General features: G+C 71.9%; 14 protein-coding genes and 1 pseudogene. 8 read left to right on the top strand and 7 right to left on the bottom strand.

The features are described 5' to 3' along the window. Positions 1–57 precede the first annotated feature (57 nt). Positions 58–846: a class I SAM-dependent methyltransferase gene (locus ACZ4WQ_RS18860; protein WP_398371296.1), complete on the bottom strand. Its 789-nt coding sequence runs from the start codon at positions 844–846 to the stop codon at positions 58–60. A gap of 88 nt (positions 847–934) precedes the next feature. Here ACZ4WQ_RS18860 and ACZ4WQ_RS18855 point away from each other — a divergent pair, with 88 nt between their 5' ends. Continuing rightward, on the top strand, positions 935–1627 hold the full coding sequence (locus ACZ4WQ_RS18855; protein ID WP_352129827.1) for a CGNR zinc finger domain-containing protein: 693 nt from the start codon (positions 935–937) through the stop codon (positions 1625–1627). A 98-nt stretch (positions 1628–1725) separates the two neighbouring features. Here ACZ4WQ_RS18855 and ACZ4WQ_RS18850 read toward each other — a convergent pair. Next, a pseudogene (locus ACZ4WQ_RS18850) lies at positions 1726–1896 on the bottom strand (S24 family peptidase); the annotation flags it as partial. 246 nt (positions 1897–2142) lie between these two features. On the opposite strand from ACZ4WQ_RS18850, the gene sodN reads away from it, so the two are divergent. From sodN to ACZ4WQ_RS18835, 3 genes are all read left to right on the top strand, one after another. Continuing rightward, on the top strand, positions 2143–2538 hold the full coding sequence (gene sodN / locus ACZ4WQ_RS18845) for a superoxide dismutase, Ni (protein ID WP_311729825.1): 396 nt from the start codon (positions 2143–2145) through the stop codon (positions 2536–2538). A gap of 231 nt (positions 2539–2769) precedes the next feature. Next, positions 2770–3432 carry a response regulator transcription factor gene (locus ACZ4WQ_RS18840; protein ID WP_398371293.1) on the top strand — a complete coding sequence of 221 codons (663 nt, stop codon included), beginning with the start codon at positions 2770–2772 and terminating at the stop codon, positions 3430–3432. After that, a complete protein-coding gene (locus ACZ4WQ_RS18835) occupies positions 3429–4814 on the top strand; it encodes a sensor histidine kinase (protein WP_398371291.1) in 1386 nt (461 codons plus the stop codon). Before ACZ4WQ_RS18840 ends, ACZ4WQ_RS18835 begins: the two co-directional genes overlap by 4 nt. On the opposite strand, the gene ACZ4WQ_RS18830 is transcribed toward ACZ4WQ_RS18835, so the two are convergent. Both ACZ4WQ_RS18830 and ACZ4WQ_RS18825 read right to left on the bottom strand, forming a co-directional pair. Further along, positions 4795–5715 carry a hypothetical protein gene (locus ACZ4WQ_RS18830; protein ID WP_398371289.1) on the bottom strand — a complete coding sequence of 307 codons (921 nt, stop codon included), beginning with the start codon at positions 5713–5715 and terminating at the stop codon, positions 4795–4797. The genes ACZ4WQ_RS18835 and ACZ4WQ_RS18830 overlap by 20 nt on opposite strands. 166 nt (positions 5716–5881) lie before the next feature. Further along, positions 5882–6709, bottom strand: a complete 828-nt coding sequence (locus ACZ4WQ_RS18825; RefSeq protein WP_398371287.1) for a hypothetical protein — start codon at positions 6707–6709, stop codon at positions 5882–5884. A 107-nt stretch (positions 6710–6816) separates the two neighbouring features. On the opposite strand from ACZ4WQ_RS18825, the gene ACZ4WQ_RS18820 reads away from it, so the two are divergent. After that, positions 6817–7479 (top strand): dihydrofolate reductase family protein, encoded by a 663-nt coding sequence (locus tag ACZ4WQ_RS18820; protein ID WP_398371285.1) that lies wholly within the window; start codon positions 6817–6819, stop codon positions 7477–7479. Positions 7480–7540: 61 nt separating this feature from the next. Here ACZ4WQ_RS18820 and ACZ4WQ_RS18815 read toward each other — a convergent pair whose 3' ends face one another. Next, a complete protein-coding gene (locus ACZ4WQ_RS18815; RefSeq protein WP_398371283.1) occupies positions 7541–8479 on the bottom strand; it encodes a nitroreductase/quinone reductase family protein in 939 nt (312 codons plus the stop codon). 431 nt (positions 8480–8910) lie between these two features. Between ACZ4WQ_RS18815 and ACZ4WQ_RS18810 the strand changes: the two genes are divergently transcribed. Beyond that, the gene (locus tag ACZ4WQ_RS18810) at positions 8911–11424 is read left to right on the top strand and encodes a SpoIIE family protein phosphatase (RefSeq protein ID WP_398371281.1); all 2514 of its coding nucleotides are present in this window, start codon (positions 8911–8913) and stop codon (positions 11422–11424) included. 51 nt (positions 11425–11475) lie between these two features. Here the strand turns inward: ACZ4WQ_RS18810 and ACZ4WQ_RS18805 are convergent, their stop codons facing one another. Beyond that, positions 11476–12474 (bottom strand): LysR family transcriptional regulator, encoded by a 999-nt coding sequence (locus ACZ4WQ_RS18805; protein ID WP_398371279.1) that lies wholly within the window; start codon positions 12472–12474, stop codon positions 11476–11478. Positions 12475–12752: 278 nt separating this feature from the next. Here ACZ4WQ_RS18805 and snpA point away from each other — a divergent pair, with 278 nt between their 5' ends. Together snpA and ACZ4WQ_RS18795 are read left to right on the top strand one after the other, a co-directional pair. After that, the gene (gene snpA / locus ACZ4WQ_RS18800) at positions 12753–13415 is read left to right on the top strand and encodes a snapalysin (protein WP_398371277.1); all 663 of its coding nucleotides are present in this window, start codon (positions 12753–12755) and stop codon (positions 13413–13415) included. Positions 13416–13570: 155 nt separating this feature from the next. After that, positions 13571–13789: a hypothetical protein gene (locus tag ACZ4WQ_RS18795; RefSeq protein WP_361183267.1), complete on the top strand. Its 219-nt coding sequence runs from the start codon at positions 13571–13573 to the stop codon at positions 13787–13789. A gap of 23 nt (positions 13790–13812) precedes the next feature. On the opposite strand, the gene ACZ4WQ_RS18790 is transcribed toward ACZ4WQ_RS18795, so the two are convergent. Continuing rightward, positions 13813–14229, bottom strand: coding sequence for an anti-sigma factor antagonist (locus ACZ4WQ_RS18790; RefSeq protein WP_358845889.1), 417 nt, complete (start codon positions 14227–14229; stop codon positions 13813–13815). Between the last annotated feature and the right edge of the window lie 168 nt (positions 14230–14397).

Here is a 14397-nt window from a genome sequence, read left to right as displayed (position 1 = left end):
TCCGGCCCGTACCACCCGTGCCTGCTTCAGCTCCTCCAGCCACTTCGACTACGCCGGCTACTTCAGGGCGAGCACCATCGCGTCCGACGGGGAGCACCACACGGCCCGCGCCTCCCCGAACCCCGCCTCGCGCAGCGTGGCCGCGTGCCAGCCGACGGGCTGGAACGCCTCGGCCACGCCGTCCGCGTGGTCCGCGCCGTCGGCCGGGTTGCCGAAGATCTTGAACCGCTCGGCGACGGGCGCGGCGAGCGCCTCGTCCCGGGCCGCCGCCTGCCACCACGCCGCCCAGTCCTGCGCGCCCTCGGCCCTGGCCCGCTCCCGCCGGGCGTGCTCGAACGCGCGCACGGCGGCATCGATCCTGGGCGTGTCCCGCCCCGGCATGTGGTCGGCGTTCAGGAACGCCCCGCCGTCCCGCACCACCCCTGCCAGCTGCCCGTACAGCACGCGCAGCGCGTCGTCCGGCAGCCAGTGCAGCGCGGTGGCGGTGAGCACGACGTCGTACGAGCGGTGTGGCAGCCTGTCCGTCCACCCCGGGTCGCGCAGGTCCGCCGTCACGAACTCGGCCCGGTCGTCCGCCGCGAAGTGGCCGCGCGCGATGGTCAGCAGCGCCGGGTCGAGGTCCACGCCCGTGCTGGTGGCGCGGGGGAATCTGCGCAGCGCCCGGTCGGTGATGCTGCCGGTGCCGCAGGCCAGGTCCAGAATTCTCGGCTCCGGGCCGACCAGCGCCTCGACCATGTCCAGCATCACCCCGAACCGCTCCTCGCGGTCGGGGAGGTACCACTCCTGCTGCCGGTCCCAGCTCTGCTGCCATGCCCGCCAGTCCGGCGCGGCGACGGTGTCGGTCATCAATTCTCTCCCCGCCTGCTCCGTCGTAATACCCTCGTAGCCATATCAGCCATTACCGACGATAGCCCGACCCTCGTAAGGACCACAAGTGGAACTGGCCTATTACTCGGATCTCGCCGTGCGCCTGGTCAACAGCGAGGAGCCCGCGCGCGGCACCGACGCCCTCACCTCGGTCGATGCGGTGCGCGCACTCTTCGGGGAGAGCCAGCAGGCGGCGCGGCGCGCCACCGACTCCGATGTCACCCGGCTGAGGTCGGTGCGCGCCCGGCTGCGCGCCGTCTTCGAGGCGGCGGCGGGCGGGGACGAGGTGCTGGCCGTGGACCTGCTGAACGCGCTGCTCATCGAGTTCCCGGTCAGCCCGCAGATCTCCGGGCACGAGTACCGGGACGAGGACGACCGCCCCAAATGGCATATGCACATCGCCGACTACGCCGCCAACGCGAGCGCGGGTTACGCCGCGACCGCCTCCATGGGGCTCGCGTTCCACCTCACCGAACTGGGCGTCGACCGCCTCGGCATCTGCGAGGCACCGCCCTGCCGCAACGCCTATCTCGACACATCGACAAATCGATCCCGGCGCTACTGCTCCGACCGCTGCGCCACCCGCGCCAACGTCGCCGCCTACCGCGCCCGCAAGCGCCTGGACACCGAGCGCTCCGAGACCGCCCCGCGCCGGCCCGGCAGCACCCCCCCAGACCGTGCCGACCGTGCCGACCGCGCCGACCCCACCCGCCGCACCGCGGACAGCACCCACGACAGCATCCCGGCCACCGACCGCTGACCCGACCCGGCCCCCGGCAGCGGCCGCAGCCGCACCCAGACCCTGGCCACCACCAGCTCGTCCGGCACCACGCCGAACTCCCGGCTGTCGTTCTCCACGTACGGGTTGTCCCCCATCACCCACCAGCCGCCGTCACGCCGCTCCACGATGCGCTTGACGATCAGCAGGTCCTGGCGGAACGGATGCCGCAGCAGCACCACATCGCCCGCCCGGACGGCCACGCCGTACCGGACGACCAGCTGATCTCCGGGGTTCAGCGTCGGCACCATCGACGGGTTGTAGACCTCGGCGAGCCCGATCCGCAGCAGCCCACGGCGCTCGCGGTCCTGCTCCTGCCCGCGATCGTGCAGCTGCTCTGGCATCAAGACACCTCCGGTCACGTACATTCAGCATCCCAGGCGTCCCAGGCTGCCACTGGACTTTTGACCTAAGCCCCCCGGGGCACCCGGGAAAAGCCTTCCCCCACGGAGTAATCTCGCACCTGAGAAGACGATCACTTAAGGAAGGACAGCTCTATGCTCTCCCGCCTGTTCGCCCCGAAGGTCAAGGTCAGCGCCCACTGCGACCTGCCCTGCGGTGTGTACGACCCGGCCCAGGCCCGTATCGAAGCCGAGTCCGTCAAGGCCGTCCAGGAGAAGTACCAGGCCAACGAGGACCCGCACTTCCGGGCCCGCGCCACCGTCATCAAGGAGCAGCGCGCGGAGCTCGCCAAGCACCACGTCTCGGTGCTGTGGAGCGACTACTTCAAGCCGCCGCACTTCGAGAAGTACCCGGAACTGCACCAGCTGGTCAACGACACCCTCAAGGCGCTCAGCGCCGCCAAGGCCTCCACGGACCCGGCCACGGGTCAGAAGGCTCTGGACTACATCGCCCAGATCGACAAGATCTTCTGGGAGACCAAGAAGGCCTGATCTTGGATCATGCCCTCTGAGCTGCGGTTGCTCCGATCGCAGCACCTTATTCGTCCGCACCCGGGCCACGGGCCGCCGACCACGGCGTCCCTGCGGTCCGGGTGCGGTCTTTTGTGCGGATGAGTACGGCTGAGTACGGATGTTTCTCGCGCGGCGCCCTTCGTCCGGGAACGCTCCATGGCCGCCGCTCGTCTACAGTTCCGTAGACGAACGGTGTTCCGACGGAGGATCATGCGCCCCAAGATCCTGGTGGTGGAGGACGATCACGCCCTGCGGGACGTGCTGCGCCGTGGCCTGTGCGACGAGGACTTCGCCCCGGTCCTGGCCGCCGACGGCGCCACCGCCCTGCGGCTGGCCACCGCCGACATCTCGGCGGCCGTCCTGGACGTCGGCCTGCCGGATGCGGACGGACGGGACGTATGCCAGGCGATGCGCGCCAATGGCTTCCTCGCCCCCGTGATCTTCCTCACCGCCCGGCACCAGCTCACCGACCGCCTGTCCGGATTCTCCGCCGGAGGCGATGACTACCTGCCCAAGCCCTTCCACCTCGCCGAGCTCGCCGCCCGGCTGAGAGCCGTACTCAAACGGGCCGCCACGACGGCGGTGGCCTCCGTCGGGGACCTGGTCCTGGACGCGGTGGACCACAGCCTGACCGTGGGCGGTGCCCGCGTCGCGCTGTCCCCCACCGAGTTCCGGCTGCTGGCCACGCTCGTCGCCGCCGACGGGACGCTGGTGCGCCGCCGTGACCTGGTGCGGGCCGGCTGGCCCGAGGGCGCGCAGGTCAGCGACAACACCCTGGACCAGTATCTGAGCCGGCTGCGCCGCAAGCTGCGGGAGGCGGGCAGCGGCCTGGCGATCGGCACGGCGCGGGGCGCGGGACACCGTCTGTCATGAGCCGTGTCTCCCGGGTCTTCCGTCGCCTTGTCCCCCGCACCCTGCGCGGCCGGCTCTCTCTCGTGGCGCTGACCACCGCCACGCTGCTGATGACGATCCTGACCGTGGCGTTCAACGCCGCGATGGACCGGCATCTGCGGCACCAGGCGGACGACGAACTGCGCAACCGGGCGGCGGCCGTGGCCACGACCATCGACACCAGCGGCCCCCGGGTTCGGGTCCTGGAAACCGTCAACGACCGCCTCCTCGACGCGAACGTCTGGACCTACGACGGCACTCGCCCGCTGGAGAAGCCGCCGTCCGTCACGGCCGACAGCCCGCTCACCCAGGCCGCCGACCGGCTGGCGGCGCAGCGGAAGCATGCCTGCGCGACCGTCGACGCCCGCGGTCACCCGCCGGTCCGGCTGTGTGCCCAGCCCATCCCCGGCCGCCATGTCACCGCCACCGTCGTCACCGCGCTGGACCTGACTCCGTACCGCAGTTCGGCCGACACCCTGCTGCTGGGGTCGCTCATCCTGGACGCGGTGATGCTCGGCTGCACCTATGGGCTCACCCGCCTGTCCGTCGGCCGGGCGCTGCGCCCGGTGCGGACGATGACCGACCAGGCCACCCAGTGGAGCGCCGTGGGCTCCGACGCACGCTTCAGCGCGGAGGACCGCCCGGCCGAGCTCGCCCGCCTCGGAGCCTCACTGGACCAGCTCCTGGACCGCATCCGCACCGTGCTGCGCCACGAACAGCAACTGACGGCGGAGCTGTCCCACGAACTGCGCACCCCGCTCACCCGGATCATCATCGAGCTCGACTGGTTGCGGGCCCGCCCCCGCACGGACGCCGAGACCCGCGCCACCCAGGAGGTGATCGCCGAGGCGGCGCAGTCCATACGCACCATCTGCGACACCCTCCTGGACGACGCCCGCGAGAACGCGCTGAACCCGGCGGCGGCCCCGGGGACGACCGACGTCGTGCCCGTCCTGTACCGCCTGCTCCAGCGCCTCGACACACCGGATCAGGTGCGGACCTCGATGGAGCCGGGAGCCCCGGTGCTGGCGGCGGGGGTCGCGCCCGCTCTCCTCGAACGCATCCTCAGCCCCCTGCTCGCCAACGCCGCCCGCTACGCCCGTTCCCGCGTGACCGTGTCCGCGCGGCCCGTCCCCGGCGCCGTGCGGATCGCCGTCGTCGACGACGGCCCCGGTGTGCCGGAGGCGTTCGTGGACGAGCTGTTCCAGCCCGGCAGGCGCGCCGACACCGGCGATGGGCACGACGGCGCCGGGCTGGGGCTGCCGCTCGCGCGACGCCTGGCCCGCGCCGTCGGCGGTGACGTGTCCTACGAACCCGGACCCGCGCCCGGCGCCAGGTTCACGGTCAGCCTGCCTGCCGGATGACCGGCTCCCGCTCCGGCTTCGCCGCAGGGGCGTCGGTCCGGCGCTCCCGCACCTGGGCGAAGGCCATCAGGCCGAACAGGACGGCGAGCAGGACGGCGGACGAGCCCGCGGTACCGAGATCCAGGCCGCCCTTGGCGACCGGCTTGGTGAGGAAGTCGCCCGCGGTGGCACCCAGCGGGCGGGTGAGGACGAAGGCGAACCAGAACAGCAGCACATTCGGCACCGCGCGCACCTTCATCAGCGCCACGAGCACGGCGAGCACCCCGGTCACGAGCAGTGCGCCGCCGGCGTAGCCGAGGCCCGAGCTGTCGGACAGGAAGTCGCCCATGGACGTGCCGAGGGTGTTCGACACGAGGATCGCCGCCCAGAACAGCGCCTCGCCCCTGAAGGTGACGATGTCGCGGATCCGGAACGTCATCCCGCTCACCTTCCAGGCGAGGAAGATCGCCAGAAGGATCGAGATCAGGATCGCCGCTCCGACCGGGTAGCCGAGGCCCAGCCCCTGCGGGCCCCAGCCGAGCGAAGCGGCGCCGTTCGCGAGGTATTTGGCGCTGGCGTCGCGATTCATGAAGTCGGACATCGTGGTGCCGGCCATGCTGGTCGACAGGATCACGGTCCAGTAGAAGAACGGGTTGTAGCGGTGGGATCGCAGCTGGACCACCAGCGTCACCACGAAGATCAGGAACAGCGCGATCGTGGTGAGGAAGTAGCCCAGCTTCAGGGTCTGTGAGAAGAGGTCGCCCGCCGTCTCACCCAGGGTCGTCGCGGCGATCTTCATGATCCAGAAGGCCAGCGTGACCTCGGGCAGCTTCTTCATCACCGACTTGGTCGTGCTCGACGTGCTCGACGTGTTCGACGTACTCGCCACGTCGAGTTCGGTGAGGATCTCCGATTTCGCCAACTCGGCTTCTCCTGTCCGGTCGAACAACAGAGCGCTCGCTCCCGGGACCGGGACGAGCGCCCTGTTGAGATGAACCGGCCGCCGGTGGCGGCCGGGATCTCCGACCGTGGCACAGAGAGCCTGAACGCATCCTGAACGCGGACCGCTCGGCAGGTCAGGCCGGGTGTCAGGCGGCCCGCTCCGGGGCGGTGACGTCCCTGCGCGTCACCCCCAGGTAGACGACCAGACCGAGGATGACGGCCAGGAACAGCGCGCTGGTGATGACGGTGCCCAGGCCCAGGCCGCCGTCTCCGGTGGGCTGGGAGAGGTAGTCGCCGATCGAGGCGCCGAGCGGCCGGGTGAGGATGTACGCGATCCAGAAGCTCCACACCGCGTCGAGGCCGAGTGCGAAGTGCGCGACGGCGACTGCGGCGATGGCCAGGGCGAACAGCACGGCGGCCAGCCAGTAGCCGAGGCTCATGCGCTCGGAGACCAGGTCACCGGCCGCGGTGCCCAGGGCGAAGGTGAAGAGCACCGCGAGCCAGTAGAAGGACTCGCGGCTGGTGGTGTCGACGCTGTGGATGGACAGCGTCCGCTCGCGCCGGTACCAGACGGCGAACACGGCCGCGAGGACGATCGCGAACACCGCCGTACTCGCCTCCAGCGGCACGCCCATGTTGTCGGTCAGGTTGTCGCTGATCAGGGTGCCGACGACGCTGATCAGGGCCACGGCGAGCCAGTAGACGCCCGCCCGGTACGCACTCGTGCGGAACTGCACCACAAGCACCACGGCCAGCAGCGCGCTCATCAGCACCGACACGCCGGTCAGGCCGAGCCCGGCCTTCTCGTTCAGCAGGTCGGCGGCGGTCTCGCCGACCGTCGTGCACAGCACCTTGATGATCCAGAAGTAGACGGTGACCTCGGGCACCTTGTTCCAGCTCAGCCGATGCCGCGCCGGAGCGGCGGGTCGGCCTGCCGTGGACATCGCGAATGTCTCGGACGTTTCATGGGTCATGGGCAGCGACCGTGCCATCGGACACCTGAACGCATCCTGACTGCCGCACGATGAGTTTTCCCGGCACGGACGGTCTCACTGTTGTCCATAAACGCAGGAGGAGACGCATGCATCAGCTGCTGAGAGTTCAGAACTTCAGTGTCTCGAGCGACGGAATCGCCGCCGGCGAGGACCAGACCCTCGAAAATCCGTTCGGCCACGTCGATCCCGGGAGGCTGTTCGCCTGGGCCGGCGCCACGGCGAGCTGGCCCATGCGCACCGACCCCGGAGGCAGCCGCGGCCTCGACGACTACTTCACTCGGGACTTCGCACGCAATATCGGCGCCGAGATCATGGGCCGTAACAAGTTCGGGCCCCAGCGTGGGCCCTGGCAGGACGAGGAGTGGCGCGGCTGGTGGGGTGACGAGCCCCCGTTCCACACCCCGGTGTTCGTCCTGACCCACCACCCGCGTCCTTCGTTCACGCTCTCCGACACCACGTTCCACTTCGTCGACGGCGATCCGGCCACGGTCCTCCAGCAGGCGCGCGAGGCGGCGCGGGGCAAGGACGTCCGGCTCGGCGGCGGGGCCACCACGATCCGGGAGTTCCTCGAGGCCGACCTCGTCGACACCCTGCATGTGGCGGTCTCGCCGGTGAAGCTCGGATCCGGGATACGGCTCTGGGAGTCGCCCGATGAGCTGCTCGACCGGTTCCACCTCGATGTCGTGCCCAGCCCCAGCGGGGTGACGCACCACCTCTTCTGGCGAAAGGAACGCGCTCCGCGCGCATGACGAGGCGCCCCCGCGTCCCGGCCCGGGAGCCGGAACGAGGGGCACCGCCCATCAGCCGCCGTCAGGCGGTGGCGCCCTCCGCCGCCCGGGGGCCCGGTGCGGCCGGCGGGAAGGGGATCTGCTCCAGGACGGGGAGCAGCTCCGCCTCCTCGTCGTCGAGATGGCGGGTCAGCTCCTCGGTCATCCGGTCCAGCTCGGCCCGGAAACGGGCCGGGTCGGCGGTGGTGATGTCGGCCAGGAGCGCGAGAAGCCGCTCCTTGAGGACGGCGACCGTACGGTGCTGGTCGCGCAGGCGGTCGAGGGGTTCGCGCAGATCCGGGTGGTGGGTCGCCAGGGCGGGGAAGACGGCGGTGTCCTCGCCGGTGTGGTGGTGCGTCAGCGCCTCGCAGAAGGCGAGGCAGTGCTGCCGGATCTGAAGGCCGAGCCCCGGTGCCGGGGGTTCGCCGGGCCCTTGGTGGGCGGCGCGGGCGACGAGGTGGGCGTCGGCCTCGTGGCGTATGTGGCGCAGCTGGCCACGCAGCCAGGCGTGGATCTCCAGGACCTTGTCGGCGAGGGTCCTGATCTCACGCGGCACCTCCCCCGCCGCTCCGTGGTCGGGGCGCTCCAGCGCCACGACCGGCAGGGCGCGCTCGGTACGGCTCTGGTAGTCGCCGTATCCGGGCGCCACCCGCACCACCCGCTCGAACAGCTCGTCCCGCCGCGCCCCCTCGGCGGGGACCGCGATCGCCTCGAACGCCTCGGCGCCGATCTCCACCCCCACCACGGGGTGGGCGAGGATGTTGCGGTACCAGGCGGGATGGCGGTGTGCGCCCAGGTTGGACGCGATGACGAGCAGCAGGTCGCCGTCGCGGACGTAGCCGAGCGGCACGGTGTGCCGACCGCCCGACTTCGCCCCGGTGGTGGTGAGCAGAAGGAGATCGCCGCCCTCGAAGGGGCCGCCGACCTTTCCCTCGTTGGCTCGGAACTCCTCGATGATCTGTTGGTTGAAGGATGTGGGCATACGGTGCCGAATCTCCAGAAAAGGTGTGTGACGACGGTGAGGCGCGCGACCCTGGTCCGGAGGCCCGGACATGGACGTCTGTGTGCTCAGTCGGCTGAGCGGAAGTGACGGAAGAGGGACGACGCGCGGAGGCGGTGCTCAGGTCAGACGCGCAGCGCGGAGTAGGCGCTCATGACGTGGTCCCTTCGTGATGGTGCTCGCCCAGCTGCCGGCCTGCCCACTGCTCTCTGGCCGACGCCACGTGGCACCGGGCGCCATTACAGCCGGGCGTTCATCCCCCTGTCAACGCGGAAGATCGGCCCTGACGAGGGGTTCCGCGCCGGCATCCCGGTTGATGTCGTGCCGGATGTGCACGACGCTGGATCTGCGCGCCCTTGTGACCTCCCGCTCGGAGGCCGGGCCAGGCGCGGTGAAAGTGGGACAGATCGACGATGACGGGCCAGGAGAGCGCCCTTCCCTTTGGCGACGGGCTCGGCGACCGGCGGGGCGACCCGCTCGACGAGGCGGCCACGGCGAGGGCCACGATCAGCGCTGACGCCGTCGTGACCAGCTGGAACGAGGGCGCCCGACGGCTGCTCGGCCACCTTCCCGCGGAGGTGGTGGGCCGGGACGCGGCCGCGCTGCTCGCCGAGGAGCTCTCCCCCGACGACGTCCGGGCCGCGGCGGCCCTTCCCCGCTGGAGCGGCACGCTGACCCTGCGCCACCGCGACGGGCGCACCGTACCGGTCCGGCTGCTGGCCCACCGCGGCGCGCCGAGCGCGGACGGGCCGGGCGACTGGCTGCTGGTCTCCCCGCTCCCGGGCCCCGGCGAGGGCACCGGGGGCACCGAGGACGTCACTGAGGACGTCACCGGGCAGGCGGAGGACGACGCCCTGCTGGCGCTGGCGTCCCAGCAGGCCCCCTGCCCCGTGGCGATCTACGACCGGCTGCTCAGGCTGCGCAAGATCAACGACCATATGGCCCAGGTCATCGGGTTGCCCGAGGAGGAGATCCGCGGTCTGCGGCTGTCGGAGATCGGCGGAAAGCTGGAGAGCGAGGACCTCGAACGGAACATGGCCGAGGTGCTGCGCACCGGGGAGCGGCGCAATGTGGAGACGTACCGCCGCGTCGGCGCCGAGACCCGCGCGCACGCCTGGTCGGCCCGCCTCGCCCCGCTCAAGACGCCGGACGGCGAGGTGCACGGCGTCTGTCTGGCCGCCCATGACATCACCGAGCAGTACCGTGCCCGGCAGCGGCTGCTGCTGCTCAGCGAGTCCAGCGTGCGCATCGGCACCACGCTCGACGTCACCCGCACCGCGCAGGAACTGGCCGACGTGGGCGTCCCCGGCCTGGCCGACTTCGTCAGCGTCGATCTGCTGGAGCAGCGAGGCCACAACGAGGGGGCCGAAGGGGTCGAGGGGGACGGGGCGTTCGGCGAGCCCCCGCCCGGGCCGCTCGCCGGCCCGGTGGTGCTGCGCCGGGCCGCCCACCAGTCCGTCCTCCCGGGCGCCCCGGAGGCCGTGGTGAAGCTGGGGCAGGTGGACACCTACCCGGAGTACTCCCCGCAGGCCGCGTCCCTGGCGGCGGGCCGGCCCATCATCCACCGCGAGACCGACGCCGCCATCAGGCGCTGGGCGGCCGAGTCCGCGGCCCGCGCCGCCACGCTGCGCACCTACGGCTTCCACTCGATGATGTCGGTGCCCATCCGGGCCCGTGGGGTCACGCTCGGCGTGGCCGCCTTCTCCCGCCACAGCCGGCCCGAGCCGTTCACCGAGGACGATGTGCTGCTCGCGGAGGAGATCACCGCCAGGGCGGCCGTCTGCCTGGACAACGCGCGCCGCTTCACCCGGGAGCGCGACACCGCCCTGGCGCTCCAGCGCAGCCTGCTGCCCCAGACCCTGCCCAGGCCCACGGCGCTGGACATCGCCTTCCGCTACCAGCCCGCGGGGACGTACGCCGGGGTGGGCGGCGACTGGTTCGATGTGATCCCGCTGTCCGGGGCGCGGGTCGCGCTGGTCGTGGGCGATGTGGTCGGCCACGGCATCCAGGCCTCCGCCACGATGGGCCGGCTGCGTACGGCGGTGCGCACGCTCGCCGACGTCGACCTGCCGCCCGACGAGCTGCTGACCCACCTCGACGACCTCGTCATCCACCTGTCCGCCGAGGGCGGCGCGGGCACCCCCACCGGGGACGTCGGCGCCACCTGCCTGTACGCGGTGTACGACCCGGTCGCCGGCCGCTGCTCGCTCGCCCGCGCGGGCCATCCGCCGCCGGTTCTGGTGGCCCTCGACGGCACGGCGAGCGCCGTCCACGTGCCGGCCGGGCCGCCGCTCGGCGTCGGCGGGCTGCCCTTCGAGGCGATCGAGTTCGACGTCCCGGAGGGCGTGGTGCTCGCCCTCTACACCGACGGCCTGATCGGCGGCCGCGGCCGTGACCTCGACGACGGGCTGACCGCACTCACCGCCGCGCTGGCCCATCCCGCCCCCTCCCTGGAGGCGGGGTGCGACAGCGTGCTGCGGACGCTGCTCCCCGAGCACGGCGCCTCCGACGACGTGGCCCTCCTGCTGGCCCGCACCCGCGGTCTGGACGCCTCGCGCGTGGCGACCTGGGACGTGCCCGACGACCCGGCCCTGGTCGCCCGGGCCCGCCGGGACGTGACGGACCGGCTGCTGGCCTGGGGGCTCGACGAGGCCGTCTTCACCACCGAACTGGTCGTCAGCGAGCTGGTCACCAACGCCATGCGGCACGCCGCCGAGCCCATCCAGCTGCGCCTGATCTACGACCACACGCTGATCTGCGAGGTCTCCGACGGCAGCAACACCGCCCCGCATCTGCGCCGCGCCCGCGTCTTCGACGAGGGCGGCCGCGGGCTGCTGCTGGTCGCCCAGCTCTGCCTGCGCTGGGGCAGCCGGCACTCGGCCACCGGGAAGACGATCTGGGCGGAGCAGGCGCTGCCGTCGCTGTAGCGATGGGGCTCTGCGGTGCGGCTCAGGGTTTCGGCAAGGGCCGGACAAGGCTCACGCGGGCAGCCGGTTCTTCGTGGGGTTGCCGCCCTCCGACGCGCGCGGCAGCGGGCTGTCGTTGCGCCGCAGCCACTGCCGGTACGCCGTGCTCGCCCAGGCCAGCTCCAGGTAGGAGTCCCTGAGGTCGTGGAAGAGCGCGTCCGCGTCGGGCGGGTCGGTGGGGCGGGAGGCCAGGGAGAGGCGGAGGGTGAGGGGGTCGTCGAGGAGGGGGCGGATGGCGAGGCCGGGGCGGGGGGTCGCGGTGGGGCGGCACGGGGTGACCAGTTCGCCGGAGGCGACCAGGTCGGCGGCGGTGGGGTAGTCGCCGTAGACGACTCGGGGGCCGCGGCCCGCGGTGGCGAAGGCCCGGCGGAGGGTGGCTTCCTGGCCCTCGTGGGCGGGGTCGAGCATCCACTGGTCCGCGGCGAGGTCGGCAAGCGGGACGACGGGGCGGGCGGCGGCCGGGTGGGTCGCGGGGAGGGCGACGAACTGGGGCTCACGGGCGACGAGTACGCGTCTGCGCACGCCGTCGGGGACGCGCAGCGGGGCGCCTTCGACCTCGTGGACGAAGGCGACGTCCAGCTGGCTCCCGGCGACCATCCGCAGCAGCGAGTCGGCCCAGACGTCGATGTGGATGGTGGTGTCCGCGTCGGGGAAGCGGGCGCGGAGTCTGCGCAGCCAGCCCGCCACGGCCTGGCCGCCGGTGCTGCCGATGCGCAGCCGGGCACCCGTGGCCGGACCGCACCGGCCGGCCTCCTGCTTGGCCTCCGCGACGAGGGCGTTCATCTCGGCCACGATGGGCCGGGCCCGGCAGAGCACGGAGCGCCCGAGGGGGGTCGGCCGGCTGCCGGTGAGCTCGCGTGAGAACAGCGGGCCGCCGATGGCGTTCTCGATGCGCCTGAGCTGGGTTGTCAACGAGGGCTGGCTCATACCCAGTTGGCGTGCGGCCTTGCGTAAGCTGCCGGTGTCGGCGATGGCGCACAGTGCGCGAAGGTGCCTGACCTCGAGCTCCACGGCGCGAGCATAACGGCCGTTCAGGAGGTCACACCAGACACTCAATGCACACGAACACCGCATCCCGGACGGTCGATCGAGGTCCGGGAGACGATCGGAGCGCGGCCGGAAATTCGGGGGCGCACGGGGGTTATGTGATGGTGCTATCGCCGGTTGATATCTCCGCGTGGCGCCGGATCTGACCAAGACTTCGGGGCACCAAGCGTTCATCCCATGGCCTCGGCCCGCCACCTCACCGTGGACGGACGGGGCCTGACGGACGATGAGGAGCCCCCCACATGAAGTTCTCCACGTCGGCGCTCGTGACGACGCTGGGCCTCGGCCTGGCCTCGACTCTGTCCGCCGTACCCGCCTCCGCCGCCACACCCGACGGCGGCGCCGTCAGCCACACCGCCAAGTCCGCGTACGTCGCGAGCGGCGAGAGCCGCGCCGACACCGACGCCTTCCTCAAGGCCGTGATCAAGTCGGTGCTGGACAAGCGGGGCGTGGTGCCCGGCGCGGAGGCCGTCACCGTCACCTACAGCACCAGCAGGGCCCCGAGCTTCAGGTCCGTGATAGCGCGCTCCACCCAGATCTGGAACTCCTCGGTCAGCAATGTGAAGCTTCAGGAAGGCAGCAACGCCGACTTCGAGTACCGCGAGGGCAATGACCCGAGCGGCTCGTACGCGAGCACGGACGGCCACGGCAACGGCTACATCTTCCTGGACTTCGCGCAGAACCAGCAGTACGACTCCACCCGCGTCACCGCGCACGAGACCGGCCATGTGCTCGGGCTGCCGGACCACTACTCGGGTCCGTGCAGCGAGCTGATGTCGGGCGGCGGGCCGGGCACGTCCTGCAGGAACTCCCAGCCCAACGCGGCCGAGATCAGCAGGGTGAACCAGCTGTGGGCGAACGGCCTGGCCGCCCTCGGCAAGACGTACGGAGCGAGCGCCCGGTAGGGCCGCGACCGGCACCCCTGACCGCACCCGGCACCCCGCGCCACGCCGGGTGCGGTCCGGTGTCCGCGGGGAGTACCGTAAAGGCCACGAGAGCATTCAGCGCATAACGGCCGGATTCCCTCCAGACTGGGGCCCGGCCCCTGGGAGTGAGCGCCATGGAGACCGTCGTCATGGTGGCTGTGATCGTCGTGCTGGTCGTCACGGGCGTGGTGGTGATCCACCGGCTCAACGCCCAGCACGGCAGTCGGGTCTCCGCGCTCCGCTACGGCGACAACCCGCCCGGACAGCGCCGCCCCCTGCGCCACCACCGCCTGCTCGCCCGCCGGCGGGCGAGCCACCACCGCGTCACCCACGGCGGGGGCCGGCGGCTCTGAGCGGCCCCGCGCCGCCTCCTCGGTCAGTCCTCTCGCAAGGCGTCGGCCAGCGTCGGCGCCGGGCGCAGCACGTCCAGGAGCCCGCCCACGCGCAGTGTGCGCAGGATCAGCGGGCTGTCGCAGACCAGCCGCAGCCGCCCGCCGCGGTCCCGCACCCGGCGGTAGGCGCGGCACAGCAGCTCTAACCCCGAGCAGTCGAAGAAACGGGTCGGCGTCAGGTCGATGACGACGGAGGGCGCGGGCGGGGAGGTGGCCCGGTCCAGCTCCAGGCCGATGCGCTCCCGGCCGACGATGTCGATCTCGCCGTGGAGCTCCACGACGGTGTACCCGGCGACCTTGTATGTACAGGCGCGGGGCGCCGCGCCGCGGTCCGCGCGGAGGCGCCCGGGGGTGATGGCAGGCGCGGGCACCTCCCGGCGGGGAGGGCCTTGCTGCGTCATCGCGAAATCACCTCGGAACGGCACACTGCCCCCTTTCACCCTCATGAGGGTCCCGGAAGCGGGCAGGGTCGGCACCGGGACGGATACCACCGGGGTCCTGGGTGATGTGCCCGCGAGCGTAGACGGGTGACCGCCGGTTACGGAGGTAGGGACCCGATTTTTGCCGGA

The sequence above is a fragment of the Streptomyces sp. NPDC028305 genome (assembly GCF_055569495.1).
The sequence above is the reverse complement of the archived record's forward strand: the minus strand, read 5'-3'. Positions and strand labels throughout refer to the sequence as shown.

Excerpts from the sequence above, each read along its gene's own strand:
- snpA (WP_398371277.1), top strand. The coding sequence starts at position 12,753 with ATGAAGTTCTCCACGTCGGCGCTCGTGACGACGCTGGGCCTCGGCCTG.
- ACZ4WQ_RS18860 (WP_398371296.1), bottom strand. The coding sequence starts at position 846 with ATGACCGACACCGTCGCCGCGCCGGACTGGCGGGCATGGCAGCAGAGC.
- ACZ4WQ_RS18835 (WP_398371291.1), top strand. The coding sequence starts at position 3,429 with ATGAGCCGTGTCTCCCGGGTCTTCCGTCGCCTTGTCCCCCGCACCCTG.
- ACZ4WQ_RS18810 (WP_398371281.1), top strand. The coding sequence starts at position 8,911 with ATGACGGGCCAGGAGAGCGCCCTTCCCTTTGGCGACGGGCTCGGCGAC.
- ACZ4WQ_RS18820 (WP_398371285.1), top strand. The coding sequence starts at position 6,817 with ATGCATCAGCTGCTGAGAGTTCAGAACTTCAGTGTCTCGAGCGACGGA.
- ACZ4WQ_RS18840 (WP_398371293.1), top strand. The coding sequence starts at position 2,770 with ATGCGCCCCAAGATCCTGGTGGTGGAGGACGATCACGCCCTGCGGGAC.
- ACZ4WQ_RS18825 (WP_398371287.1), bottom strand. The coding sequence starts at position 6,709 with ATGACCCATGAAACGTCCGAGACATTCGCGATGTCCACGGCAGGCCGA.
- ACZ4WQ_RS18790 (WP_358845889.1), bottom strand. The coding sequence starts at position 14,229 with ATGACGCAGCAAGGCCCTCCCCGCCGGGAGGTGCCCGCGCCTGCCATC.
- ACZ4WQ_RS18795 (WP_361183267.1), top strand. The coding sequence starts at position 13,571 with ATGGAGACCGTCGTCATGGTGGCTGTGATCGTCGTGCTGGTCGTCACG.
- ACZ4WQ_RS18815 (WP_398371283.1), bottom strand. The coding sequence starts at position 8,479 with ATGCCCACATCCTTCAACCAACAGATCATCGAGGAGTTCCGAGCCAAC.
- sodN (WP_311729825.1), top strand. The coding sequence starts at position 2,143 with ATGCTCTCCCGCCTGTTCGCCCCGAAGGTCAAGGTCAGCGCCCACTGC.